This window comes from Hyphomicrobium methylovorum (assembly GCF_013626205.1).
GTDB lineage: Bacteria > Pseudomonadota > Alphaproteobacteria > Rhizobiales > Hyphomicrobiaceae > Hyphomicrobium_B > Hyphomicrobium_B methylovorum.
Genome location: NZ_QHJE01000001.1, coordinates 1,734,728 through 1,758,428, shown reverse-complemented (window position 1 = coordinate 1,758,428; position 23,701 = coordinate 1,734,728). Strand labels below are relative to the sequence as shown.

Sequence of the window (23,701 nt, the reverse complement as noted above, 5' to 3'; positions counted from 1 at the left end):
TTCTGCCCCCCGAAAAGTTCCCGCCGTCATGCGTCGCGCCAACTGCAAATGCTTTCGCGCTTCACACTGGTGAACTTTTAATAGACTTGCTAAGAAGCCCCGCAATCGCCTTGAAGACAAAAAGGATGGCATGGCCCAAGACCCGCGACGGCTCCTGAAAATCACCTATGCATTCGGCGTCGCTGGCCTAGTGACGCTCATCGTTCTAACCGCAGCCTCATTTTGGTTTCTCAATAGAACGCAGAGCGCAAACAACAGCATTCTAAGCTCTCGCGAACAGATCAGTTCGCTCAACCGTCTGCTTTTGACGGTCTTGGATGCTGAAACCGGTCAACGCGGCTATCTGCTGACAGGCGATCCGGAATATCTCGCGCCATATGAAACGGCGATTACCGCAGTCAAGGAGCGATTGGCCATCGCATCGGAAAGACTAAAGGCCGACCCCGAATTTAATGCCGACAATCTCCGCGTTCTGTTCGACGAAAAGCTCGCCGAACTCACCAAGACGATCGAGCTTAGAAAGAGTGACAAGCTTGCGGAGGCGCTGTCGATCGTCAGGCTCGATCGCGGCCGCGATGTCATGGACAAAATCCGCGAAACCATCGAGCACGACCGAAATCGCCTGGAAGAAAAGCTCCGCAACTACATCGTAATTCAAAGCGCGAATGCCTCACTGGCACGATGGTTTTCTTTGGCTGCTGGCCTCGCGATCATCCTCACCGCACTCGGCGCGATCGCGACGATCATCAAATACACACGCGAATTGGTATTTGCCCGGTCCGAACTGGAAACTGTAAATATTAGGCTTGAGGAACGCGTCCAGGAACGCACGTCTGAACTCAAGCGAGCCAACGACGAAATTCAGCGTTTCGCCTATATCGTAAGCCACGATCTTCGCGCGCCGCTGGTGAACGTCATGGGCTACACCAGTGAACTCCAAACCAGCCTTGAAACGTTGTCGACGTTCGCGGAAGACCCGGCCATCGATCACCTTCCCGGCGGCGCGGACGCGAAGACGGCAATCGTCACCGATATGCCGGAATCGATCGGCTTCATCCGAACATCAACGACCAAAATGGACGGCCTCATCAAGGCCATCCTCAAGCTCTCTCGCGAAGGCCAGCGCGTCCTCACCCCTGAGACAATAGACCTGAACGAGTTCTTTGAATCGATCGAAGCTGGCGTTCAGCATCGGCTTTCCGAGAAGGGTGGAGAATTCCACGTCGCGAAGTCGTTACCCTCCATCGAGGGCGACCGGCTGACGCTAGAGCAGATATTCGGGAATCTTGTCGACAACGCCCTGAAATACTCGGTGCCCGACCGCCCCCCGGTGATTAACGTCCGCCAATCCTCTGCCCGCTGGGGAATGACAACTATTGATATTGAGGATAATGGCCGGGGAATAGCCGAAAGCGATAGCGATCGGGTATTTGACCTATTCCGGCGCGCGGGCCCCCAGGACCAGCCGGGGGAGGGCATCGGCCTCGCGCACGTACGAGCTTTAATACGACGTCTGGGTGGTGAAATTACAATGACATCGCAACTCGGTCATGGCACGACGTTCAGCGTTACATTACCAAATAAGTTGCCGAACCTGACGGAGCAGCAGAGTGGATGATGGTGTGGGAAAACCCGTAAAAATCGTGATGATCGAAGACGACGCCGGGCATGCTCGCCTCATCGAGAGGAACATTCGTCGGGCGGGCGTTAACAATGAGATTATACCCTTCACCAACGGTACGGATGCGCTCAACTATCTATTTGGACAGGACGGCAGCGGCGAAGTGAGCGCCAAACGGCATCTCCTCGTGCTACTGGATCTCAATCTTCCGGATATGACGGGCGTTAGCATTCTCGAAAAAGTCAAAAGCAATCCGCACACGAAGCGCACACCCGTTGTTGTGCTAACGACGACGGACGATGAGCGCGAGATCAAGCGCTGCTATGACCTCGGCGCGAATGTGTACATCACGAAGCCGGTCGACTACGACAATTTCTCCAACGCCATTCGACAACTCGGTCTATTCTTCTCGGTCATTCAGATTCCGGAAACGCAGTAAACATGTCTCGACCGAAAATCCTTTATATCGAAGACGATTTGGGGATTGGCCGCCTAGTTCAAAAAACATTGGAATCGAGGGGCTTCGATGTCGTGCTGGCAGAATCCGGTGCGCAAGGTCTCGCGCTCCTTCGTGCCGAGCCTTTTGACGTTGTGGCGCTTGATCATCACATGCCCGGACAAACCGGCCTCGAACTTATACCGGATATTCGCGCCCTCCCCATGCCGCCGCCCATCGTTTACGTGACGGGCTCGGACGACAGCCACGTTGCCGTTGCCGCGTTGAAATTGGGCGCACTGGAATACGTCTGGAAAGACGTCCAAGGCCATTACCGCGACCTTCTGGTGAAAGCCGTGAAGGCTGCACTCCATCAGGAACGCATGCGGCGCGAGAAGGAAGCCGCGGACCTCGAAATCCGCCTGGCGCGCGACCGCGCCGAGCTGCTCTTGAAAGAGGTCAACCACCGCGTTGCCAATTCACTGGCAATCGTCGCTGGCCTTGTCGGACTGCAGAAATCGACCGTACAGGATCCTTCTGCCCATCACCTGCTCGAACAGATGCGCGCACGGATACTCGCTATCGCTGGCGTGCATCGGCGTCTTTACACGTCGGACGACATCTCAACCGTCGATCTCAAGGAATACCTTGGCAGCCTCGTCAATGACCTGAAGGCGGCGATGGTCGATGAAGGCCGAACGCATCCGATCAACATCGATTGCGTGCCCGTCGCCCTACCGACGGACAAGGCGGTATCCGTCGGCATCATCGCAACCGAACTCGTAACCAACGCCCACAAATACGCCTATCCCGGAACCGACCAGGGCTCCATTCGCGTCAGCGTCAGACAGACGAACGGAGACGTCGTCTTAACGGTCGATGACGACGGCGTCGGTCTACAGCCGAACGCCGCTTCGGGCGGCACCGGACTTGGCTCCAAGGTGATCGCCTCGATGACCGCCCGGCTGCAGGGCGAGATCAGCCGCCCGAAGACGCCGAAAGGCACTCGGGTCGTCTTGCAATTCCCGTTGTAGCTCTCTTCGCACCTTGCGCGCGGGCGAAGCGCCGTCGCCAAGCGGAACAACGGGCGCCTTCAGGGGTTTTGTGACAAGCCCCCGGGAAGGAATCCATGGCAAAGCAAGAGACGACAATCCAGGCGGAACTGCCTGGACACGGCGCAAGCGTTCTGCCGAGCGTAACGATTGACAGCTTCAACGTCGAAATCGAAGACGATGATGGCTTCATCGGCGACAAGGCGAGCAAAGGGGCATTCTGGGAACTGGTCGATAAGTGGCGCAAGCCTCTCCAGGATCTCGGCGAAGACCCGTTCGAAGACAAGGCCAGTGAAGACCTCAGCAAAAGCAAGCTCGCCGAAATCCTAGCGACCGGCGACCCGGCGGCGGCCAGTCTCGTCCTCGGTGCAATCGAAGATTTCGCCCAGCAATTGGCGTTCGTCATTCGACGCTTTCTCCGTCTCAAGGATTGGCGCGACGTTGAATGCCTCGTCGTCGGCGGCGGATTTCGCGGAAGCCGCATCGGCGAACTCGCAATCGCGCGCGCGCACCTGTTGCTGCGCGCCGAAGGCATCGATGTCGACCTTGAACTCATCCATAATGACCCCGACGAAGCCGGTCTGATCGGTGCCGCGCATCTGCTGCCGGCCTGGATGCTCAAAGGGCACGACGGCATCCTCGCCGTTGATATCGGCGGCACAAACATCCGCGCCGGCGTCGTCGAGTTGAACCTCAAAAAATCGAGCGACCTGGCGAAAGCAGCGGTCGTGAAATCAGAGCTTTGGCGACACGCCGACGAGGAAACGGATCGCGATAGCGCAACCGAAAGGCTGGCTAAAATGCTTCAGGACCTCATCGACTGGAGCAAGAAAAACAAAATCGAGCTGGCGCCGATCATCGGCATCGGCTGCCCTGGCATCATCAAAGAAGACGGCTCGATCGACCGCGGCGGACAGAACCTTCCCGGAAATTGGGAGAGCGCCCGCTTCAACCTTCCTCGCGTCATCCGCGAAATGATCCCGGAAATCGGCGGCGCCGAAACGATGGTCGTGATGCACAACGACGCCATCGTCCAAGGGCTGAGCGAACTGCCCTACGTCAAAGATCGGCAAAAGTGGGGTGTCTTGACCATCGGCACCGGCCTCGGCAACGCCAGCTTCACGAACCGCGACGTGCCGACGAAATCCAAGAAGTAACCGCTGAACCCAAACCGGTTCGCGACCGCGCTATACCGCGTCGACAGGAACGACGTGGGGCGCAAACTCGCTCGTCACGCGGTCGTAAAGATCGCGCTTGAACGGGATAATGAGCTTCGGCACGAGAGCCAACGGTGCCCACCGCCACGTCTCAAACTCGGCCTTAAGGCCAGCCTTGGGACCGATGTTGACCTCGCTATCGTCACCGGTAAAGCGCATGGCGAACCACTTCTGGCGCTGCCCGCGATAGCGCCCCTTGAGCGCGATCCCGACGAGGCTTTCAGGCAATTCATATGTCAGCCACTCAGGCATCTCAGCGACGACCTCGACGCTGATGATCCCGGTCTCCTCGCGCAATTCACGCAGAGCAGCGTCTCGCGGCGACTCGTAGGGCTCAATCCCACCCTGAGGCATCTGCCAGATAAACGACGAATGATCGGCAACCCACTTGGGACGGCGACGCCCGACCCAGACAAGTCCGTCGCGATTGAACAGCAGAATGCCAACGCACATCCGCACGGGAAGCGTTGGAGCCTGCATATCTGATGCTTTGGAAAGCAACGTCATCGGTGTTTCGGGCCTGTACATAGTCTGGGACTGATTGTGCGCCATGATTCTCGTATCTTAAAGAAAAACATAGCAACGGTGTGACATTGGCTGTCACGCGCGAGACATGTTTGTGGACCATCCCAATGGTCATCACTCTACGGAAGAATTGGCACCGCTTTATGTTCCGAGCGGCCGCGCCAAAGGCGCAAATTCCGCGATCACCTCGCGGTAAACCTCGCGCTTGAACGGCACGATCAAATCCAGCAGCTCATTGACGGGGGCCCAGCGCCATTCAACGAATTCCGCCTCCAGTCCAGGCGGCGGGACGATATTGATTTCGCTGTCGCTCCCCAAGAAGCGGTAGGCGAACCATCGCTGCTTCTGGCCACGATACCGCCCGCCCCAGGCAACGCCTAGCAAATTGGGCGGAAGATCGTAGACCACCCAGCGCGGCATCTCACCGATCTGCTCGACAGAGCGGATCGCTGTCTCCTCGAAAAGTTCCCGACGCGCCGCATCAGCCGGATCTTCGCCCTTGTCGATGCCGCCTTGCGGCATCTGCCACCAAGTTCCGCGGCCCTCGGCGTCTTGCTTGGAATCGGCCCGCCGGCCGACCCAGACCAGGCCATCCGCATTGATCACCATCTGCCCTGCGCACGCGCGATAGGGCAGCGACGTTGCATCGATCTTCCGTAATTTGTCGGACATTTCGTTCCCCCGCTAAGAATTCGCGTTGTACGCCACGGGCCAGAAAAAACGAAGGGCGCCACGAGGGCGCCCTTCAAATTTATCGGAAGTGCGCGCCCTCAGTTGGGCGTCGGCTTTTTGTCGTCGTCGGAAGGCGCCGCCTTTTTATCGTCTTTCGACGTTTCGGGCGTAGCTGCGGGAGACGACGCAGGCGCGTTGTTGGCTGCGTCCGGCTCCTTCGCCGTGCCGTTCAGGAAGCTCAGCGCATACTGCAACTGCGTATCCTTGTCAGCGTCCTTGGCGACGTAAGACGACGAACCGGATTCTTCGGCCTTGGCGTCCTTGTCACTGCCGTCAGGGTTCTTCAGATGGCCCCGCAAACCGGCTTCGCCGCGCGGCTTCTCCGCACCAAGCTTATCCTTGAGATCGTCTGGGATAGCCTCGGCAACGACGATATCCGGATCGATACCCTTAGCCTGGATCGAGCGGTTCGACGGCGTGTAGTACCGCGCGGTCGTCAGCCGGATCGCGCCATTGGCGCCGAGCGGAATGATCGTCTGCACCGAGCCCTTACCGAACGAACGCGTACCGATAACGGTCGCACGCTTGTGGTCCTGTAGTGCGCCCGCCACGATTTCAGACGCCGAAGCCGAACCGCCGTTGATGAGCACGACGATCTTCTTACCGTCCGTGATATCGCCCGGCCGCGCATTCGCACGCTGCGTTTCTTCGTTGTTGCGGCCCTTCGTCAGAACGATTGCGCCCTGCTCCAGGAAGTCATCCGAAACAGCAATCGCCTGATCCAGAAGACCACCCGGGTTGTTCCGAAGATCGATGATGTAACCCTTGAGCTTCGGCCCAAGTTGCTTGTCGAGCGCTTCCACCGCCTTCACGACGTTGGCATGCGTCTGCTCGTTGAAGGTCGAGACCTTCACGTACCCGACGTCACCCTCAGCGCGCGACTTAACAGCATTGATGCGGATCACGTCACGTACGACTTTGACATCGAACGGATCGTCCCGACCCTTGCGCACAACGGTCAGCGTGATCGGCGTATTGACCGGACCGCGCATCTTTTCGACCGCCTGTTCGAGCGTCAAACCGGAGATCTGCTCGTTGTCGAGCTGCGTAATGAGGTCGTTCGCCATCAGGCCTGCCTTGGCGGCGGGCGTATCGTCGATCGGAGAAACGACCTTGATGACGCCGTTCTCCATCGTCACTTCGATACCAAGACCGCCGAACTCGCCGCGCGTCTGCACCTGCATGTCGCGGAAGTTCTTCGGGCTCATGTAAGACGAGTGCGGATCGAGCGACGACAGCATGCCGTTGATCGCCGATTCAATGAGCTGCGTATCATCCGGCTTCTCGACATAGTCGGACCGAACCCGTTCGAGCACGTCGCCGAACAGATCCAGCTGCTTATAAAGTTCGGAGTTCTGAGAAGACGTGGCCGAATAGGTCTGTGTGACGTTCAACAACGTCGTTGCACCGGCCAACCCCGTCATCAGCAGGAATGTCCAGAACGCATAGTCTGTCTTGCGCATTAGCCTTGTACCTTCTGCTGACCTGATGCCCACCAGGGATCGGGGTCGATCGGACGCCCATCCTTGCGAAGCTCGACATACAAAACGGGTCCACTCACCCGCGCCGAGGACGGCGAATTCTTTTGTCCCACACTCATTGTACCGACTGGCTCTGCGGCGAGCACGAACTGTCCCGGCTGAACGTCGATCTGCGACAGACCCGCGAGCAGCATAAGATAGCCGTCGCCGCCGTCTATGATCAAGAGTTGCCCGTAACTCCGAAACTCGCCTGCGTACAGAACCCAGCCATCGCACGGTGATGTGATCTGACCGCCATAACGCGTTTCAATCACAATACCTTTCGACTGTCCGCCGTATTGCGTGCGATCGCCGAATGCAAGCGCGCGCGCGCCCTGAGCGGGCAACGGCAGCTTCCCTTTCGCACTTCCGAAAGGGATAGCCGGTTTGATTCGGCCCGGATTTCCGGGAATAACCGACGTGCCCTCAGGGGCAAGTTCGATAACGGATCGCTTCGGCGCATCGGATCGCGCCAGAATGGCGACCTTGGCTTCGGCGGGCTTCGCTTCAGCCACGGGCTTGGGCTCGACCGTCGCTTGCGGCACCGGCTCCAGAGGCGGTGGCCGAATAACCTGCGGCCCGGGCTTGAGCGCCTCAGGAACAGGATTTTCAGGAGCGGGAGCGGGAGCAGGAGCAGCACTTGCGGTCTGGACGTTTAGCTCTGAAGCGGCCCGTTCAGCTTTGAGTTCTTTATTGTAAGTGCCGAGCCCGGTCTGCTCGGTCACGGCGGTATTCAATCGTCCGATAAGCTCGGAAAGGTTGTTGACGCTCTTTGAAATCTCGGCAGTCGCGACACGCACGGACGCAAGCTCCGTTTGCCGCTCGGCGAGCGTCAATTTTTTAACTTCCATCAGGCTCGCAAGACGCGAACGCGTTTCGTTCAACCGGTCCGTTTCAGCCTTGAGCCGTGCCCCCTCGGTGCGGATGCTGGCCATCACCGTCTGCAGCTTCTCGAGCTTGCCGGACAGCGTCACCGCCTGATCGCGAAGGTCCGGAAACGCTGAAGCAAGCAGCATCGCGCTGCGGACCATCTGGAGCGCATCCTCGCGACGGGTGACGAGAACGGGCGGGGGATTTCGGCCCATACGCTGTAGCGCCGCCAGGAGCGCCGCGATTTCCCCGTGCCGCTCACCAAGCGTGCCGCGAACCGTCCGTTCCTGGGCCTCGAGTTCCGACAGCCGGCCCTCGATCGCCGTCATCTGCGCTTCACCGCGCTGAATGAGATTGGCGGTTTCGATGAGGCGCGCATTCAGCCGCTCGCGCTCGCTACTCAACGACACCACTTCCGAACGGATCGTCAGTTCCTTGGCAGCGTTGGAATCAAGCTCTTGCTTCTTCGAATCGAGCGCCTGTCGCGCGGCCGCCGGATCGGCCGGAACTTCGTCTTGCGCGCGCAGTTGGGTTATTGCGGATAGGGATAAAGCCACCGCCGCCCCGAGAACCATCGACGCGCGCCCTGCCTCGCGGGCAAAGCGGCCCCGTCCATCTCGATTTGCCGGAAGCTGATTTGCCACTGGGCCTCAGGTCAAAACGCGCGAAAGGGCGGATAACGACGGACCGTTCCGCCTCGAAATGTCATGCTGATACGATGCACGGGAAGGATTAAGCCATTTGCGCCGGAGGGCAAATTTCAAATGCGTAATGCGGCGCGTTAGCCCCAGGAACTGGGGCGCTGGCCCCGATGCGCGCTCGTGAACATTGCTCGGCCACCGGCAAAGGCCTAAGCAGGCTGCGACCTCAGATTGCGGAAACTTCCAATGGATACTGTGCTCTACCACGCTACCACCGTTGCCGTGCTGGCCGTCTTCATCGTGCTACTCTTCGGATTGTACACGATGATCAAGGGCGAAAACCCCAACCTCAGCCAAAAGCTGATGCGCTGGCGTGTAGGGCTGCAATTCCTCGCCATCCTGATTATCATTGCCTACGTCATTGTGGCCCACTAAAGGCCGCGCAGCAGCGTTCGCCGCTCTACCAGGATGATCACCGATGGTCGTACTCAATCGCATCTACACAAAAACCGGCGACGCCGGAACGACGGCCCTCGGCTCTGGCGAACGCGTGCCAAAAACGTCGCCGCGCATCGCCGCCTACGGCACCGTAGATGAAACCAACGCGCTGATTGGTGTCGCGAGAACCCATGTGACCGAGGCCGACGCGGACGTCGATGCCATGCTGCACCGGGTCCAGAACGATCTCTTCGACCTCGGCGCTGACCTCTGTGTGCCTGACCGCGGCAAGGAACTGCCCTACGAACCGCTCCGAGTTGCAGATGGTCAGGTGAAGCGCCTCGAAGACGAAATCGACCTGATGAACGGCGCGCTGCAGCCGTTGCGCTCGTTCATTCTGCCGGGCGGCAGCTCCTGCGCCGCAGCGCTCCACGTTGCCCGTACGGTATCGCGCCGCGCCGAGCGCCTTATGGTTGAGCTGGCCGCGATCCCCGATGAACCCGTCAGCGCGCCCGCTCTGAAGTACATCAACCGGCTCTCGGATTTTCTGTTTGTCGCGGCTCGCTACGTCAACGACCACGGCAAGGCCGACGTTCTGTGGGTGCCCGGCAAGAACCGCTAGACGCGCTCCTGCCGCAACGCCACGCCGCCCATGGGTGGCACCGCCGAAGCCACTTTTACCAACCAACCAAAATCCCGACGCCGGGCGGAGCAACCCCCGCACCCTGAAACGCGCCTAACCCGCCAAAAAGCTGCTGTTTGAAAGCCGCTGACCGCGACGGAAGCGCCATTGACTTGCTCTCGCCCCACCCCTAGTTTTCGGCCTTCGCAAATGCGAGAACCCGCCTCCTTGGCAGATACGGCATTGCATCGCTTTCCGAGCGAGTTCGGGGTCGATCAGCTATATCGCGGCGGTGTCGCGCCGCAAAACTTGCGCCCGTCCAAGCGCAGGAACAACAACCAATAGGAGCGCCAGTACGCTGGTGAAGGACATGAAGATCGTTGTGCCGGTAAAGCGCGTCGTCGACTACAACGTCAAAATCCGCGTTAAGCCGGATGGCACCGGAATCGACCTCGCAAACGTCAAGATGTCGATGAATCCCTTCGACGAGATTGCAATCGAAGAAGCAGTCCGTCTCAAAGAAAAAAGCGGCGCACAAGAAGTGATCGTCGTTTCGATCGGCCCTCCGAAAGCCCAGGAAACACTCCGCACCGCTCTCGCAATTGGCGCCGACAGAGCCATTCTCATTGAAGTTCCGGACGGCACGACCGTTGAACCGCTCGCAGTCGCAAAGCTGCTGAAAGCTGTTGTCGACGCAGAGAAGCCGGATCTCGTCATTCTCGGCAAGCAAGCGATCGATGACGACAGCAATCAAACCGGACAAATGCTGGCGAGCCTTCTCGACTGGCCGCAAGGCACGTTCGCATCCAAAGTCGTTCCCGACGCTGGCACCGTTTCGGTTACGCGCGAAGTCGACGGCGGACTCGAAACTGTGAAGCTGAAGCTTCCTGCAGTCATCACCACAGACCTCCGCCTCAATGAGCCGCGTTATCCTTCGCTGCCGAACATCATGAAGGCGAAGAAAAAGCCGCTCGACGTCAAAAAGCCGGACGACTTCGGCGTCGATGTCAGCCCGCGGCTCAAAGTTTTGAAGACGACGGAACCGGCAACGCGCAAGGCCGGCGTCAAAGTCGGCAGCGTTGCCGAACTGGTTGAGAAGCTCAAAAGCGAAGCGGGAGTCCTCTAATGTCAACACTCCTTCTCGCTGAACTGTCCTCCGGCGCGCTGGCACCCGCCACCGCCAAGGCCCTGACCGCTGCGAAGCAGCTCGGCGGCGACATCCACATTCTCGTCGCCGGTGCAGACGCCAAAGGCGCGGCGGAATCCGCAGCCAAGCTCGAGGGCGTGGCGAAGGTTCTGCATGCCGATGCGCCTCATCTCGCCCATGGTCTCGCTGAAGACCTGAGCGCGCTGATCCTTTCGATCGCGCCGAACTATACGGCAATCGTTGCGCCAGCCACCGCATTCGGCAAGAACGTGCTGCCCCGCGTCGCCGCTAAGCTCGACGTCATGCAGATTTCCGACATCACCAAGGTCATCTCTGCCGACACATTCGAGCGTCCGATTTACGCGGGCAACGCAATTCAAACGGTGCAGTCGGGCGACAAGACGAAAGTCATCACCGTTCGCACCGCGGCTTTCCCAGCCGTCAGCGAAGGCGGCTCGGCCGCGATTGAATCGCTCTCAGCACCAGCTGCGAACGGAGTTTCGACCTTCGAGAATGCCGAGCTGACGAAGTCCGATCGTCCGGAACTGACCTCGGCGCGCATCATCATTTCCGGTGGTCGCGGCATGGCGAACGGCGAGAACTTCACGAAGTACATTGAGCCCGTCGCGGATCGCCTTGGCGCCGCAATGGGTGCGTCACGAGCCGCCGTCGATTCAGGGTTCGTCCCGAACGATTGGCAGGTCGGGCAGACGGGTAAAGTCGTCGCCCCCGATCTCTACATCGCTGTCGGCATCTCGGGCGCCATTCAACATCTCGCAGGCATGAAAGATTCGAAGATCATCGTCGCGATCAACAAAGATGGCGAAGCGCCCATCTTCCAGGTCGCGGACTATGGCCTCGTGGCAGATCTCTTCCAGGCCCTGCCAGAACTCGACGCAGAGCTGCAAAAAGCCGGACGCTAGCTGTCTGGGATTAAGTGGGACGCATGGTCATGCCGCAAGCTCAGAAGCCTATCGACAAGAGCAAAGGCGCCATTCGGCCCGCACGCACAATTAGTAAGGTCGGCGTTATCGGCGCCGGCCAGATGGGCAGCGGCATCGCCCACGTAGCGGCCCTCGCGGGATACTCGGTCGCCCTGAACGACCTCAAGCGAGAAGCGTTCGACCACGGCATCGACCTTGTCGACAAAAATCTCGCACGCCAGATCGCCAAAGGCACGATCAGCGAAGAAGACCGCAGCCAAGCCCTTGGACGGATCGTCTACGCTCCAAATCTCGAGGCCTTCGGCGACTGCGATCTCGTAATCGAAGCCGCGACCGAGGACGAGGCGCTCAAACACAAGATTTTCGCCGCGCTCTGTCCGCATCTGAAGCCGACGGCGATGCTTGCATCCAACACGTCGTCGATTTCCATCACGCGTCTGGCCGCCACAACGGATCGGCCGGAAGACTTCATCGGCATGCACTTCATGAATCCGGTGCCGCTGATGGAACTGGTGGAACTGATCCGCGGCATCGCCACGGAAGACGAAACGTTCTCGACCGCAAGAACATTCGTCGAAAGCCTCGGCAAAACGACCGCCGTTTCTGAAGACTTCCCGGCCTTCATCGTCAATCGCATCCTGCTGCCGATGATCAACGAAGCCGTTTACACGCTGTACGAAGGCGTGGGCACGGTCGAAGCGATCGACAAAGCCATGAAGCTCGGCGCGCACCACCCGATGGGACCGCTGGAACTCGCGGACTTCATCGGTCTCGATACCTGTTTGAGCGTGATGCAAGTCCTTTACGAAGGCCTATCGGATTCGAAATATCGCCCCTGTCCGCTGCTGGTAAAATACGTTGAAGCAGGTTGGCTGGGCCGCAAGACGCAACGCGGCTTCTACGACTATCGGGGCGAGGTTCCGGTCCCGACCCGCTAACAAAAGCGTGCGAAGCGCGACATCTCCAGAAACTCGCGAAACAGGCCTTCAGCCTAAAAGCGAACCTAAAACGCCCGCGACATTCCCCTGCTCTACGATGTGCGTAAGACCAGGATAAACGACCAACCAAGACAGTGCCGCAGCCGCCAGCGTCACGCCAACCGCGATGGGCCAAGACATGCCCCAGAAGCGCCGGTGGCTCGCCGCGACAAACGCCAAAATCGCCAGGGACACGAGTATCGCTAACCCTTGCCACACGTTCGCGAGATCGAGCGCAATTCCAAATTTGAAAACCGCCATCGCAATGCCTGTGAATAGGAGTGCAACAAGCGTCGATAACAGCGCGCAGAAACTGACGCTCAACACGCAGAGCTTCACATATTCCATTGGCGCCCGCCGAACGCTGCCCAAAGCTCGGCAAAGATAAAACTGGATCGGCGTCAGGATCACCATCCCGACGTACTGAACGATCTCATTCGTGACGACCGCGCCCGCATTCGCCGTATCGGGAAGATTGAAAAGTCTCGCGTAGAGATGCGGCAGCAAAACATGCACGAGGGTCAGCTGCGTGCCGACCATTGCGGTCAGAAACTTCCAATGCCCGCGATAAGCAGGATTGTCCGTAAGCCGAATGATGGTGTCCACCGGACGATGCAGAAACGACAGCACCGTGCCGAGGATGCCAAGCCGCCGTTCCTGGCTCAAAAGCTCGCCCGTCAAACCAGACCAACCGTCGCGAGGCGCGGGCGCGGAAACCGTCCCAGCCGCCGTCCCGCAACTCGCGCAGAACCGCCCGGCTAACGCCGTGCCGCAAGACGTACAAAATCTGGCTTCGCTCGACCCGGTCATGTCGCCCCCACTGGCACCATCTAGCGCAAAATATCATGCCGCCACGACGGCAGAAACTGGCGTAAGGCATGTGTCCGCGTTATTCAGAATTTCTCAGCCCAACGAAAGGATTGACCGATGCCGGAAGCATCGCGCGTCGCGCTCGTCACAGGTGCAGGTTCCGGGATTGGACGTGCTGCCGCTCTCAAGTTGCAGGCCAACGGCTACAACGTCACCCTGCTTGGCCGCCGAAAAGAAACACTGGACGAAACCGCTGCGGCGGCATCCGCAAACGGCGGCCGCTTTCTGGTCACACCGGCAGACGTCGCCGACGAAGCTGCCGTCAAATCCGCATTCGCAAGCACCATCGACGCATTCGGGCGGCTTGATCTCCTCTTCAACAACGCCGGAAAGTTCGCGCGCGGCGTGCCGCTTGACGAACTCTCGCTCGACGAATGGCAGCGCGTTGTGAACGTCAATTTGACGGGCGCGTTTCTCTGTTCCCGCGAAGCTCTCCGCGTGATGAAAGCTCAGAAGCCGAAAGGCGGCCGCATCATCAACAACGGCTCGATTTCCGCACAGGTGCCACGGCCATTCTCAGCGCCGTACACTTCGACGAAGCACGCGATAACCGGATTGACGAAATCGCTCTCGCTGGATGGGCGGGCACACAACATCGCCTGCTCCCAGATTGACATCGGCAATGCCGCGACCGACTTCACGGAAAAAATGGCGACCGGCGTGTTGCAGGCCAACGGCAGCATTCTCGCCGAACCGCGAATGGACGTCGCCCACGTCGCCGACGCGGTGCTTTACATGGCGAACTTGCCGCTCGATGCCAACGTCCAGTTCATGACGGTCATGGCCACCGCGATGCCATACATCGGTCGCGGGTAAGCGGCGCGCCTAAGCCGGAACGGAAACAATTTCTGCTTCCAGAAACCCGGTCAGATCCCGCGTCAGATAGTGAATGTGCGCGGGCAGCGCCCGCCAGTCGCGAATTTTGAGCTGCGCAGGGTGGTCGATGTAATCGGAATGTACGAGAACCGTCGTCATGCCGAGGTCCGACGCCGCCACGAGATTTTGCGGCATGTCTTCAAACATCGCTGAGCGCTCCGCGGCAACTCCGTGCTGCTTGATCATGCTGTCGAACGCGTCGCGCTGCGGCTTCGGCACGTAACCGAGCGCCGTGATATCGCAAATGTCTTCGAATAGATCGAGCAAGCCGACACGCTGCGCCACGTTCTCCGCATGACGCCGCGAACCGTTCGTAAAGATCAGCCGCCGTCCGGGTAGCTTGGCGATCGCCGCGCGCAGTTCAGGCAGCTCCGGCAAAACCGACAGATCGATATCATGCACATAGTCCAGAAACGGCCCCGGCGGCAGCTTGTGTACCTTCATTAAGCCGGACAACGTCGTCCCGAACTGGCGATAGTAAGCCTTCTGCAGATGACGCGCGTGCTCCTTCGGCACGCCGATTGTCCGCGCGATGTACTCGCTCATTCGCCGGTCGACTTCGGCGAACAAGTTGCACGACGCAGGATACAGCGTGTTATCGAGATCGAAGATCCACGTATCGACGTGACGGAATCCACGCCGCGCATTTTCCACCGCGGCCACAAGATCCGCGGATGGAAGATCCCTCGCCATCAGACTTTGCTCTTTTTACGTTCGGCACGCCGCACCAGCGTACCGACACCGTGCTCGGTGAAGAGTTCGAGCAGAACGCAATGCTGCACGCGCCCGTCGATAATGACGACACCTTCGACTCCGGCTTCAACAACCTCGATGCAGCCTTCGATCTTCGGAATCATGCCGCCCGAAATCGCGCCGCTCTGAATCATGCTGCGCGCGTCGTCGGTCGAAAGCTCGCGAATAACCTGCTTCTCCGCATCGAGAACACCGGCAACATCCGTCAGCAACAAAAGCCGCTTAGCCTGCATGCGCGCGGCGAGCGCTGACGCAAACGTGTCGGCATTGATGTTCAGCGTCTCACCCTCTCGGCTGATGCCGACGGGCGCGATAACCGGAATGAGATCCGACTTCGAAATCACTTCCACGATGTGCGGATTGACTTCAACCGGATCGCCAACGTAGCCGATGTCCACGGCCTGCATCAGGTTCGACTGCGGGTCGGGCATTTCGGTGATCTTCCGCGCAATCATCAGATTGGCGTCTTTGCCGGAAATGCCGACCGCCTTGCCGCCCTGACGGTTGATCGCCGAAACGATTTCCTTGTTGATCTTGCCCGCCAGAACCATCTCGACGACCTCGACGGTCGGCTTGTCCGTGACGCGGAGCCCATGCACAAAATCGGATTTGATTTGCAGCTTGTTGAGCATGCTCGCGATCTGCGGTCCGCCGCCATGCACGACGATCGGATTGATGCCAGATTGCTTCAGGTAGACGATATCCTGCGCGAACGCGTTCGAGAGCGCTTCATCGCCCATCGCATTGCCGCCGAACTTCACGACGACGGTTTCCTCGTCGTAGCGGATCAAATGCGGAATAGCCTCCGCGAGGATTTGCGCCTGCTGATGCGCAGACGGCCGTCCCTCGTCAGGACCAGTCTTTTGAGAAGAGCCTTTCGCTACCGTCACGCGCTTATCCAATATCGTCAGACCTGTGCCCTGGGCCGCACTCACGTTGCGGTCTTATAGCTCGCCGGTGAAATGCCTCAACGAATTTCATGGCTTGCCGTTTACGGGGCGTTCCGACGCAGGGTTCAAAGCCACACATCCGGACACCTTCTGGGGACTCTCGGCGTTCCGGTCTGCAAAGACCGAATCGAGTGCTATAACCTTGGTTCGCCGACGTGTTTCGACGTGTCCCCTTGCGCGGCCCGAACGGTGTTGACATCCTTGGAGACGCAATGGGCGTAACAGCGGCAGATCTGGGTCAAATTCCGATGTCGCCCGATTTGGGCGCAACGCTGGCGCGCGGCGCGGAGTTCTCCGCGGGTGCCGGCGCACCGGAAGTCACCCTGGAGCACCTGCTCGCCGGCCTCTGCGACGATCCGGACGCAATCGCCGTGCTCGATGCGAGCCAGGTCGACATCGCCGCCCTGAAAGCCGACGTGATCAGCCGATTCGCGCTGGAGCCCGGTCCGCACCAGCCGCCGGACGATTTCGGCGTGTCACAGGGCGTACGCCGCATCCTCGAAGCCGCTGCAGCCGCCGCCCGTGGCAGCCGCCGCCGCGATATCAATGGCGCGATTGTGCTCGCCGCCATCGTGGGCGACGCGCGCAGCATGGCGGCCGAAATTCTCCAAGGCCACGGCCTGACATTCGACAGTGCAATTCGCGCGCTGCAAACGGCTCTCGCAGCCCCGGCGCGCGCACCGGCGGCTCCGCCGCAGCAGCAAATTCCTGAGGACGTTCTGGCCCGCGCCCGCGAACGCGTTCAGTCGCGATCCGCACCATCGCTCCGCGACCTAATGAAGGACATGCCGCGTCCGGCGACACCGCCTCAGCTCTCGCAAGAACACGCAGCTCACCCCGATGCAGCCGGCGACGATTCCGATGCGGAAACGGCTCCGCCGCCATCCGGATACAGCGCACCCTCAGCAGCACACACGACCCAACCGGCCGCGCAACCGAACGACGCCTCCGATAGCTATGCGCGACCCGTGCCCGCACCGCCCCCGCCGACGCACGCACCACGGCACGAGCCGCAGCCCCCTGTGCCGCAACCGGCGTCGCCCTCGCTCTACGAATTCGATGACAGCGAGACGACACTCGGCACGCCCGCAATTCCCGACGCGCACGAAAGCGCGCGCCCGGCCGCGCCACGAGCCGAACCTTCGCTTTCGTTTCCCAGCGCTCCGCCAAAACAAGCCGGAGATCGCCCGAGCGATCCGCGTGGTTTCGCGCCGCCGCCGGGAACGCCGCCGCATCCCGGGCAAGCACAGCCTCCGCGCGGCATGCCGTTAGACCTGCCGCGCCCCGTCCCACAGGGCGCGCACCCGCCGCCAATTCCTCCCCCCGCGCCGATGGCTCCGCCTCCCGGAATGCGAGGCCGTGCGGCTGATTTCGGTCCTCCAGGAGGTCCGGCTCATGGCCAATTCCCTGGCCAGCCGGTCGAGCCGTCGTTCGGATCGCAGGACCGGTCAGGATCGCAGAACACGCCGACAGGCCTGCAGGCCGATGCGCCGTTCGAACCGCCGCTTGGCCCGCCGGGAGCACCGGCATCGGGCCGTCCGCTGCCGCGTCCACCAGCGCCCGCGCCCGCAAATCGTGCTCCCGCCCGCAAACGCGGCAAGCGAGCGAAGGTCGAAGCTGGCCAGCTTGCCGAGAACATCCCGCGCACGATGCGCGTCGGACGCACGGAGCGCGTCGAGATCCGCATCGCCAAAGCGACCGTTCCTGCGCTGACCGAGGGCCTTGATGGCGGCGGACAAGCGCGCCAGCATCAGATCGCCATCACCAAGGCGATGTCGGTGCGCATCCGCGCGCCCGACGGCGGCTTCTTCATCGAGACCGCATCGCCCGAAACGCAATGGATCGAAAACGGCCTCGAACTTCAGGGCGACGATTTCGCGAGTTGGCGCTTTCTGATCACGCCCCAGGAGCGTGGCTGGGCAACGCTGCAGATCGTCGTGTCCGCACGCACGATCGGCGCCGAGGGAGTTGCGGCCGAAACGGCGCTTCCCGATCAGGTCGTCGAAGTGAAGGTCCGGCGCAATCTGAAGCGCATGTTTGCGCGCATCTTCGGTTGGAGCGTCGCGGCCATACTCGGCGGCGCGCTATCGACGTTTGGCGAAGGTGGGATGACGGCCGTGAAGGCGCTTCTTCAGCGATTGGTCAACTAAGGCCGCAGCGCTTAGACAAATTCAGCCGCCATGCGCTTCGAGAAGTTTCGCGATCGTGGCGCGCAGAACTTCAAATCCGGTTCCCTTGTCCGCTGACGTCGCAATGACATCAGGATACGCGGCCGGATGCTTCGCAAGGCTGAGCTTCGATTTCTCGATGACGCGAGCGAGTTCTGTCTCTTTGATCTTGTCGGCCTTCGTCAGCACAACCTGATACGAGACGGCTGCGCCATCCAGGAGGGCCATGATCTCGTTGTCGACGGCCTTCAGGCCATGGCGCGCATCGACCAGAAGAAACACTCTGAGCAGCGACCGACGCCCAGCCAGATAGCCGCGAAGCGTACGGTTCCACGCCGCCACTTTGTCCTTAGGCGCTTCGGCGAAGCCGTAACCGGGCATATCGACGAGATAAAGAGCGCGCTCGGGCTCGACGAAGAAGTTCAGCTCTTGCGTCCGCCCCGGCGTGTTCGAAGCTCGCGCCAACCCATGCTGACCGACAAGCGCGTTGATCAGCGTGGACTTGCCGACATTCGAACGCCCCGCGAATGCAATCTCCGGCCGATCGTCCGGCGCAAGGTGATCGAGATCCGGCGAACCCCGGGAAAACGTCCAGGCGCGCGCGAACAGTAACCGCCCTGCCTCGATGTCTTCCGGCGACGGTCCTTCGTCAGGCAGCGGCATGGCGAAACCGGATACGCTGCCGCGTTGCCGCCTGACGACTACGATTTTGCATCGTCCTCATTTTCCGGAACCACTGGCCCCGAACAATCTCAAGAGCGGCAAGAATGTCCGTTTGAGATTATCGAGCAGATGCACTTCAGCGCCGTTGCGCTTGTTGATGTGAATCTGCTGCGCGATCGAAAGCGTGTTGCTCCAGGCCCAGTAGATCACGAGACCAGCGGGGAAGCTCGCCAGCAGGAACGTGAACATCACGGGCATCCACTGGAAGATCTGCTGCTGGATGGGATCCGGCTGCGGCGGGTTGAGTTGCATTTGAACCCACATCGTCGCGCCCATGATCAGCGGCCAAGCGCCGATATGCAAAAACGCGGGCGAGTCGAAGGGAAGCAATCCGAAGAGATTGAACAGCGACGTCGGGTCCGGCGCAGAAAGATCGTGGATCCATCCGAAGAACGGCGCATGCCGCATGTCGATGGTAACGAACAGCACCTTGTAGAGCGCGAAGAAGACCGGAATCTGCAGCAGGACCGGCCAACACCCGGCAAGCGGATTGATCTTCTGCGTCTTATAGAGGTCGAACACCTCTTTCTGCTGTCGTTGTGGGTCGTCCTTATACGTCTCTTTGATCCGCTGCATTTCCGGCTGCAGCTTCTTCATCCGCGCCATGCTCTCGTATTGCTTGTTGGCAAGCGGATAGAAGGCAGCCTTCACGATCAGCGTCAGGATGAGAATCGTGATTCCGAAATTGTGAACGATACCGTTGATGAATTCCATCAACTGAAACAGCGGCCGGGTGATGAAGTGGAACCATCCCCAGTCGATCATCTTGTTGAACTTGAGAATATTGAGCGACCGCTCATAACCATCGATCAGGGTCGCCTGCTTGGCGCCCGCATAGAGATGGCCTTCCACGCCCTTACGCGCACCCGGAGCAACCGTCACAGCGCCGCGCAGATAGTCCGTCTGGAACGCATCCTTGCCCGCCGGATCGCGCGCCGCGAGAGCGGAATACATCGCCCGGTATGGCTGCTTCTGATCGGGAACGAGCGACGTTCCCCAATACTTGTCCGTAATGCCGAGCCAGCCGCCGACAACGTTTTCGAAGGTCGTCGGCACGCCGCTCTTCAGCGCATCAGCGAACCGGAATTCCTGCAAGCCGTGATCGCCCGACACACCGACGAGGCCTTCATGGAGAACCGAATAAAACTGAGACGGCGGATGGCCGGTGCGATGCACGCGTGCATACGGCATCAGTGTAACGTCGGCGCCGGTCTTGTTCTCGATCTCATCGACGACCTTGAACATGTAGTCTTTGTCGACAGAGATCGTGCGATGGAAAACGAGGTCGCTGCCGTTGTCCCACTTCAACTGAACGGGCGTTTCGGCGGTCAACGTCGAGCCGTTCTCAACGGTCCAAAGTGACTCCCGATCTGGCGTCTTCACGCCGGTGCCCGATTGCGGCACCCAACCGTACTCGACGAAGTAAGGGTCGGGAGATCCGGCCGGCGAAAGGAGCGTAACCTTCGGACTATTGGGATCGACCGTCTCGCGATACTTGGCGAGGATGAGGTCGTCGATGCGACCGCCCTTGAGAGCGATCGAGCCTTCGAGAGACGGCGTCGCGATCGCGATCCGCGGCGATGCCTTTAGAGCTTCGTCACGCGAAACAGGAGCGGCCGGTGCGGCGCTCTGATTAACCTGGGGCATATCCGTGGTCGGCGGCGCGACGGGCGTATTGGCGACGTTCGGCGGATTACCGGAAGACTCCGTGCCCTTGTTCTGCGCATCGAGTTTTCGGCTGTATTCCTGGCGCGCCTGCTCCTGCTCGATCTGAGGACGCGCGAAAAAGTACTGCCAGCCCATGAGGAAGAGAATCGACAGGGCGACCGCAAACATCAGATTGTTGTGGTCTTTTGGATCGTTAGGAGCGCTCATCAAGTCCTCGGGTCAGCGTCGCCGTCTGCGCCTGTCTTCAGGCCCCGGAAGCGATGGCCGAAACTGCTCATAAAAGGAAGGGGTCACCCCGTCACGTTCGGCTTTTTTTGACCTTATCTACGGTCGGCCGGGCCTTGGAGGCGGGATTCCGCCGGTCGGTGACAGGGTCGTGAAGCGATTTCAAAGCCCGGGCCACGTCATCCAGTAATTGCGGATAGGGCCTCTCAAGAGCCGCGAGACGCGCCACGATCACATAATCGCAGCCCTGTCGCGCCTCCTGAGCGGCCGTCGAGGCAAAAGCCGCCTTCAGACGCCGTCGAATGCGGTTCCGAACGACCGCGTTCCCGATCTTCTTGGTGATCGTAAAACCGAACCTGGGGCCGCCCGCATCGCCGCTGGCACCGCGCGACCGCATCTCGATGAGAAACGCCGGAGTCGAAAAGCGCTTGCCGCCGCGAACCGCCAGAAATTCGCTTCTGACTTTGAGCGTCTCCAGAACGGGAATGCGCGCCTCCGTGCCGCCGAGCCAACAACCGGTTTCAGATACCTCAGAACCGGCTCGACCACACCGGCAAATGGGTCAATTGCCCTGATACTCTGCTCGGAAACCATCGTCCGGCGCTAGCAGCGCGCTGGCGCCGTTCAGCCGACACACAATCAAACGCATTTCGCGCGGCCACTCATCGCGACCGCGCGTTTGGATGTCTGGTATGCGGTATAAGTGACTAGGCCGAAAGGCGCTTACGGCCCTTGGCGCGACGGCGAGCCAGAACTCTCTGACCACCAGCGGTCAACATCCGCTTGCGGAAACCATGGCGGCGCTTGCGAACGAGCCGGCTCGGTTGATACGTGCGCTTCACGGAACTCTCCGTCCAAAATAGGCTTCGCATTCGCCTGTTTGGGCGAAGCAAAAAACTGTTGCTTTTCCGATGCTTAGATAAGCACTGCGCGGCGAGCTTGGGGCCCGGGCCGAAACGCAAGTGCTCCGGAATTCGCGGTTCTTATAGGTTGCACGCGAGGCCAAGTCAACGCGCTGCACCTGCGGTCGAACGGCTCTTGTAGCACAAATTTCAGCCTCGGCACCTTCTCCCGCCGGTCACGAGGCTTTCCGAAGCCGAAGCGCCAAGCATCTGGCGACCGGTAGAGTTGCTGATGCTTTTCCCCACGCAACGCATACGCCCGTTCTAGTCTCGCTCGGCGTTCACCTTTAGCGTGCGCCGAGAGTGCCGCAAGCCCGAAGCCGGACGACCCCCGGCAAGCGCGCGATGGAAAGACGGATATGCCGAAGGACACGCCAATCAAGGACGCAAACGGTGCTGAGACCATCGATACCGACTTCTGCATCATCGGCGCGGGAGCGGGTGGCTTAACGCTCGCTCTGATGCTCGCCGCCTTCGGCCAGCGCGTTGTCGTGGTCGAAAAGCACAAGATGGGCGGCGAGAGCTTGAACTACGGCACGATCCCGTCGAAAGCGTTGCTGGCGGCCGCGAAACGCGCGCACGCCATGCGAACGGCCTCACCTTTCGGCGTTCGCGGCGTCGAACCGATTGTCGATCACGCGCTGGTCCAACAGCACATCCGGCAGGTTGTAACGCGCGCATCTTTGAACGCCGCCCCAGAGCGCTTCGCGGGCCTCGGCGTCCGCATTATCACCGCCCCAGCCCGCTTCGTCGACAAGTCCACCGTCGCCGCTGGAGACGCCCGCATAAGCGCACGCCGGTTCGTCATCGCCACCGGATCATCGCAACTTGTGCCGCCAATTCCGGGCCTATCCGACGTCGCTTATCTCACAAGCGCATCGATCTTCACCAACACCGCACCCATCCCGCACCTGATCGTCATCGGCGCGGGCGCGACCGGACTGGAAATCGCGCAAGCCTATGCCCGCCTTGGATCGCACGTGACTGTGCTGGATAGCACCCAGGCGCTTGCTGGTGAGGATCCGGAACTGTCCGCAGTGCTTCTCACGCGACTGGCAGGCGAAGGAATTGCCATCCATGAAGGCGTGCGCATCCTGCGCATTTCCGGAGAGCGCGGCAACATCACCGTTGAGCTTGAAGGGCAGGACGGTCCTTTTCGCATCAGCGGAAGCGACATCTTCCTCGCCACGGGGCGAAAGCCGAACGTTGCCAATTTGGGGCTCGAAGCGGCTGGCATTCGTACGGATGCACGCGGCATCCAGGTTGATGCTGGCCTGCGCACGCGCAACCGGCGCGTCTACGCAATCGGAGACGTCACGGGCGGACCGCAGAACGCCCACGTCGCGGACGAGCAAGCAAACGTCATCATGCGCCGCGCTCTCTTCCGTCTTCCCGCCAAAACGCTCGGCAAGAGCGCACCACGCGTCGTCTTCACCGACCCCGAGCTGGCGACTGTCGGCCTCTCCGAAACCGACGCCCACGCCCGCTACGGCAAAGTGAACGTGCTGCGCTGGCCCTACCATGAGATCGACCGCGCCCAGGCCGAACGCGAGACAGACGGTCACCTCAAAGTCATAACGACGAAGCGAGGCAAGATCCTTGGTGCGGCGATTGTTGGCGCCGGGGCTGGCGAGATCATCCAGATGTGGTCTCTGGCCATCTCCAAAGGGCTGAATATTCGGGCGATGGTCGAATGGACCGCCCCAACCCCAACATTCACCGAAATTAACAAACGCGCGGCTTTCCGTTACTTTGCAACGGCGCCAAGCAGTCCGTTTGTGCGTAAGATAATTAGCTGGCTCAGCAAGCTCGGTTAATCAACCT

General features: G+C 60.3%; 23 protein-coding genes. 12 read left to right on the top strand and 11 right to left on the bottom strand.

Annotation, left to right across the window (positions count from 1 at the left end; all coding sequences use genetic code 11):
* Positions 1-130 precede the first annotated feature (130 nt).
* From DLM45_RS08645 to DLM45_RS08630, 4 genes are all read left to right on the top strand, one after another.
* Positions 131-1,618, top strand: coding sequence for a sensor histidine kinase (locus tag DLM45_RS08645; protein ID WP_181336740.1), 1,488 nt, complete (start codon positions 131-133; stop codon positions 1,616-1,618).
* 28 nt (positions 1,619-1,646) lie between these two features.
* A complete protein-coding gene (locus DLM45_RS08640) occupies positions 1,647-2,060 on the top strand; it encodes a response regulator (RefSeq protein ID WP_181338251.1) in 414 nt (137 codons plus the stop codon).
* A gap of 2 nt (positions 2,061-2,062) precedes the next feature.
* Positions 2,063-3,091, top strand: a complete 1,029-nt coding sequence (locus tag DLM45_RS08635) for a histidine kinase dimerization/phosphoacceptor domain -containing protein (RefSeq protein ID WP_181336739.1) — start codon at positions 2,063-2,065, stop codon at positions 3,089-3,091.
* A gap of 95 nt (positions 3,092-3,186) precedes the next feature.
* On the top strand, positions 3,187-4,266 hold the full coding sequence (locus DLM45_RS08630; protein ID WP_181336738.1) for an ROK family protein: 1,080 nt from the start codon (positions 3,187-3,189) through the stop codon (positions 4,264-4,266).
* A gap of 30 nt (positions 4,267-4,296) precedes the next feature.
* On the opposite strand, the gene DLM45_RS08625 is transcribed toward DLM45_RS08630, so the two are convergent.
* From DLM45_RS08625 to DLM45_RS08610, 4 genes are all read right to left on the bottom strand, one after another.
* Positions 4,297-4,833: an RNA pyrophosphohydrolase gene (locus DLM45_RS08625; RefSeq protein WP_181336737.1), complete on the bottom strand. Its 537-nt coding sequence runs from the start codon at positions 4,831-4,833 to the stop codon at positions 4,297-4,299.
* A gap of 159 nt (positions 4,834-4,992) precedes the next feature.
* Positions 4,993-5,523, bottom strand: a complete 531-nt coding sequence (locus DLM45_RS08620) for an RNA pyrophosphohydrolase (RefSeq protein ID WP_181336736.1) — start codon at positions 5,521-5,523, stop codon at positions 4,993-4,995.
* Between the two features lie 98 nt (positions 5,524-5,621).
* Positions 5,622-7,046 carry a S41 family peptidase gene (locus tag DLM45_RS08615; RefSeq protein WP_181336735.1) on the bottom strand — a complete coding sequence of 475 codons (1,425 nt, stop codon included), beginning with the start codon at positions 7,044-7,046 and terminating at the stop codon, positions 5,622-5,624.
* The gene (locus DLM45_RS08610; protein WP_343062268.1) at positions 7,046-8,530 is read right to left on the bottom strand and encodes a murein hydrolase activator EnvC family protein; all 1,485 of its coding nucleotides are present in this window, start codon (positions 8,528-8,530) and stop codon (positions 7,046-7,048) included. The genes DLM45_RS08615 and DLM45_RS08610 overlap by 1 nt, the downstream gene beginning before the upstream one ends.
* A gap of 330 nt (positions 8,531-8,860) precedes the next feature.
* Here DLM45_RS08610 and DLM45_RS08605 point away from each other — a divergent pair, with 330 nt between their 5' ends.
* The 5 genes from DLM45_RS08605 (at position 8,861) to DLM45_RS08585 (ending at position 12,703) form a co-directional block, all read left to right on the top strand.
* Positions 8,861-9,049: a twin transmembrane helix small protein gene (locus tag DLM45_RS08605; protein ID WP_181336734.1), complete on the top strand. Its 189-nt coding sequence runs from the start codon at positions 8,861-8,863 to the stop codon at positions 9,047-9,049.
* Positions 9,050-9,092: 43 nt separating this feature from the next.
* Positions 9,093-9,674 (top strand): cob(I)yrinic acid a,c-diamide adenosyltransferase, encoded by a 582-nt coding sequence (locus DLM45_RS08600; protein WP_181336733.1) that lies wholly within the window; start codon positions 9,093-9,095, stop codon positions 9,672-9,674.
* A 370-nt stretch (positions 9,675-10,044) separates the two neighbouring features.
* Positions 10,045-10,800 (top strand): electron transfer flavoprotein subunit beta/FixA family protein, encoded by a 756-nt coding sequence (locus DLM45_RS08595; RefSeq protein ID WP_181338249.1) that lies wholly within the window; start codon positions 10,045-10,047, stop codon positions 10,798-10,800.
* Entirely contained in the window at positions 10,800-11,744 is a 945-nt protein-coding gene (locus DLM45_RS08590) for an electron transfer flavoprotein subunit alpha/FixB family protein (RefSeq protein WP_181336732.1), read from the top strand. Before DLM45_RS08595 ends, DLM45_RS08590 begins: the two co-directional genes overlap by 1 nt.
* A gap of 29 nt (positions 11,745-11,773) precedes the next feature.
* A complete protein-coding gene (locus DLM45_RS08585) occupies positions 11,774-12,703 on the top strand; it encodes a 3-hydroxybutyryl-CoA dehydrogenase (RefSeq protein ID WP_181336731.1) in 930 nt (309 codons plus the stop codon).
* Positions 12,704-12,751: 48 nt separating this feature from the next.
* On the opposite strand, the gene DLM45_RS08580 is transcribed toward DLM45_RS08585, so the two are convergent.
* On the bottom strand, positions 12,752-13,552 hold the full coding sequence (locus tag DLM45_RS08580) for a zinc ribbon domain-containing protein (protein ID WP_181336730.1): 801 nt from the start codon (positions 13,550-13,552) through the stop codon (positions 12,752-12,754).
* A gap of 117 nt (positions 13,553-13,669) precedes the next feature.
* Here DLM45_RS08580 and DLM45_RS08575 point away from each other — a divergent pair, with 117 nt between their 5' ends.
* Positions 13,670-14,428 (top strand): SDR family oxidoreductase, encoded by a 759-nt coding sequence (locus tag DLM45_RS08575; RefSeq protein ID WP_181336729.1) that lies wholly within the window; start codon positions 13,670-13,672, stop codon positions 14,426-14,428.
* A 9-nt stretch (positions 14,429-14,437) separates the two neighbouring features.
* Here DLM45_RS08575 and DLM45_RS08570 read toward each other — a convergent pair whose 3' ends face one another.
* Both DLM45_RS08570 and argB read right to left on the bottom strand, forming a co-directional pair.
* A complete protein-coding gene (locus DLM45_RS08570) occupies positions 14,438-15,181 on the bottom strand; it encodes a pyrimidine 5'-nucleotidase (protein WP_181336728.1) in 744 nt (247 codons plus the stop codon).
* Complete coding sequence (gene argB / locus DLM45_RS08565) at positions 15,181-16,131, bottom strand: acetylglutamate kinase (protein WP_181336727.1); 951 nt, start codon at positions 16,129-16,131, stop codon at positions 15,181-15,183. The genes DLM45_RS08570 and argB overlap by 1 nt, the downstream gene beginning before the upstream one ends.
* Before the next feature lie 272 nt (positions 16,132-16,403).
* On the opposite strand from argB, the gene DLM45_RS08560 reads away from it, so the two are divergent.
* Positions 16,404-18,341: a Clp protease N-terminal domain-containing protein gene (locus tag DLM45_RS08560; RefSeq protein WP_181336726.1), complete on the top strand. Its 1,938-nt coding sequence runs from the start codon at positions 16,404-16,406 to the stop codon at positions 18,339-18,341.
* A gap of 21 nt (positions 18,342-18,362) precedes the next feature.
* Here the strand turns inward: DLM45_RS08560 and yihA are convergent, their stop codons facing one another.
* The 4 genes from yihA to rpmH all read right to left on the bottom strand — a co-directional run bounded on the left by yihA (position 18,363) and on the right by rpmH (position 21,817).
* On the bottom strand, positions 18,363-19,022 hold the full coding sequence (gene yihA, locus DLM45_RS08555; protein WP_181336725.1) for a ribosome biogenesis GTP-binding protein YihA/YsxC: 660 nt from the start codon (positions 19,020-19,022) through the stop codon (positions 18,363-18,365).
* Between the two features lie 57 nt (positions 19,023-19,079).
* Entirely contained in the window at positions 19,080-20,957 is a 1,878-nt protein-coding gene (gene yidC / locus DLM45_RS08550) for a membrane protein insertase YidC (RefSeq protein WP_181336724.1), read from the bottom strand.
* A gap of 91 nt (positions 20,958-21,048) precedes the next feature.
* Positions 21,049-21,453 (bottom strand): ribonuclease P protein component, encoded by a 405-nt coding sequence (rnpA, locus tag DLM45_RS08545; RefSeq protein WP_181338248.1) that lies wholly within the window; start codon positions 21,451-21,453, stop codon positions 21,049-21,051.
* Positions 21,454-21,682: 229 nt separating this feature from the next.
* Positions 21,683-21,817, bottom strand: a complete 135-nt coding sequence (gene rpmH / locus DLM45_RS08540; RefSeq protein WP_181336723.1) for a 50S ribosomal protein L34 — start codon at positions 21,815-21,817, stop codon at positions 21,683-21,685.
* Positions 21,818-22,236: 419 nt separating this feature from the next.
* On the opposite strand from rpmH, the gene DLM45_RS08535 reads away from it, so the two are divergent.
* Positions 22,237-23,694: a dihydrolipoyl dehydrogenase family protein gene (locus DLM45_RS08535; RefSeq protein ID WP_181336722.1), complete on the top strand. Its 1,458-nt coding sequence runs from the start codon at positions 22,237-22,239 to the stop codon at positions 23,692-23,694.
* Positions 23,695-23,701: the final 7 nt, after the last annotated feature.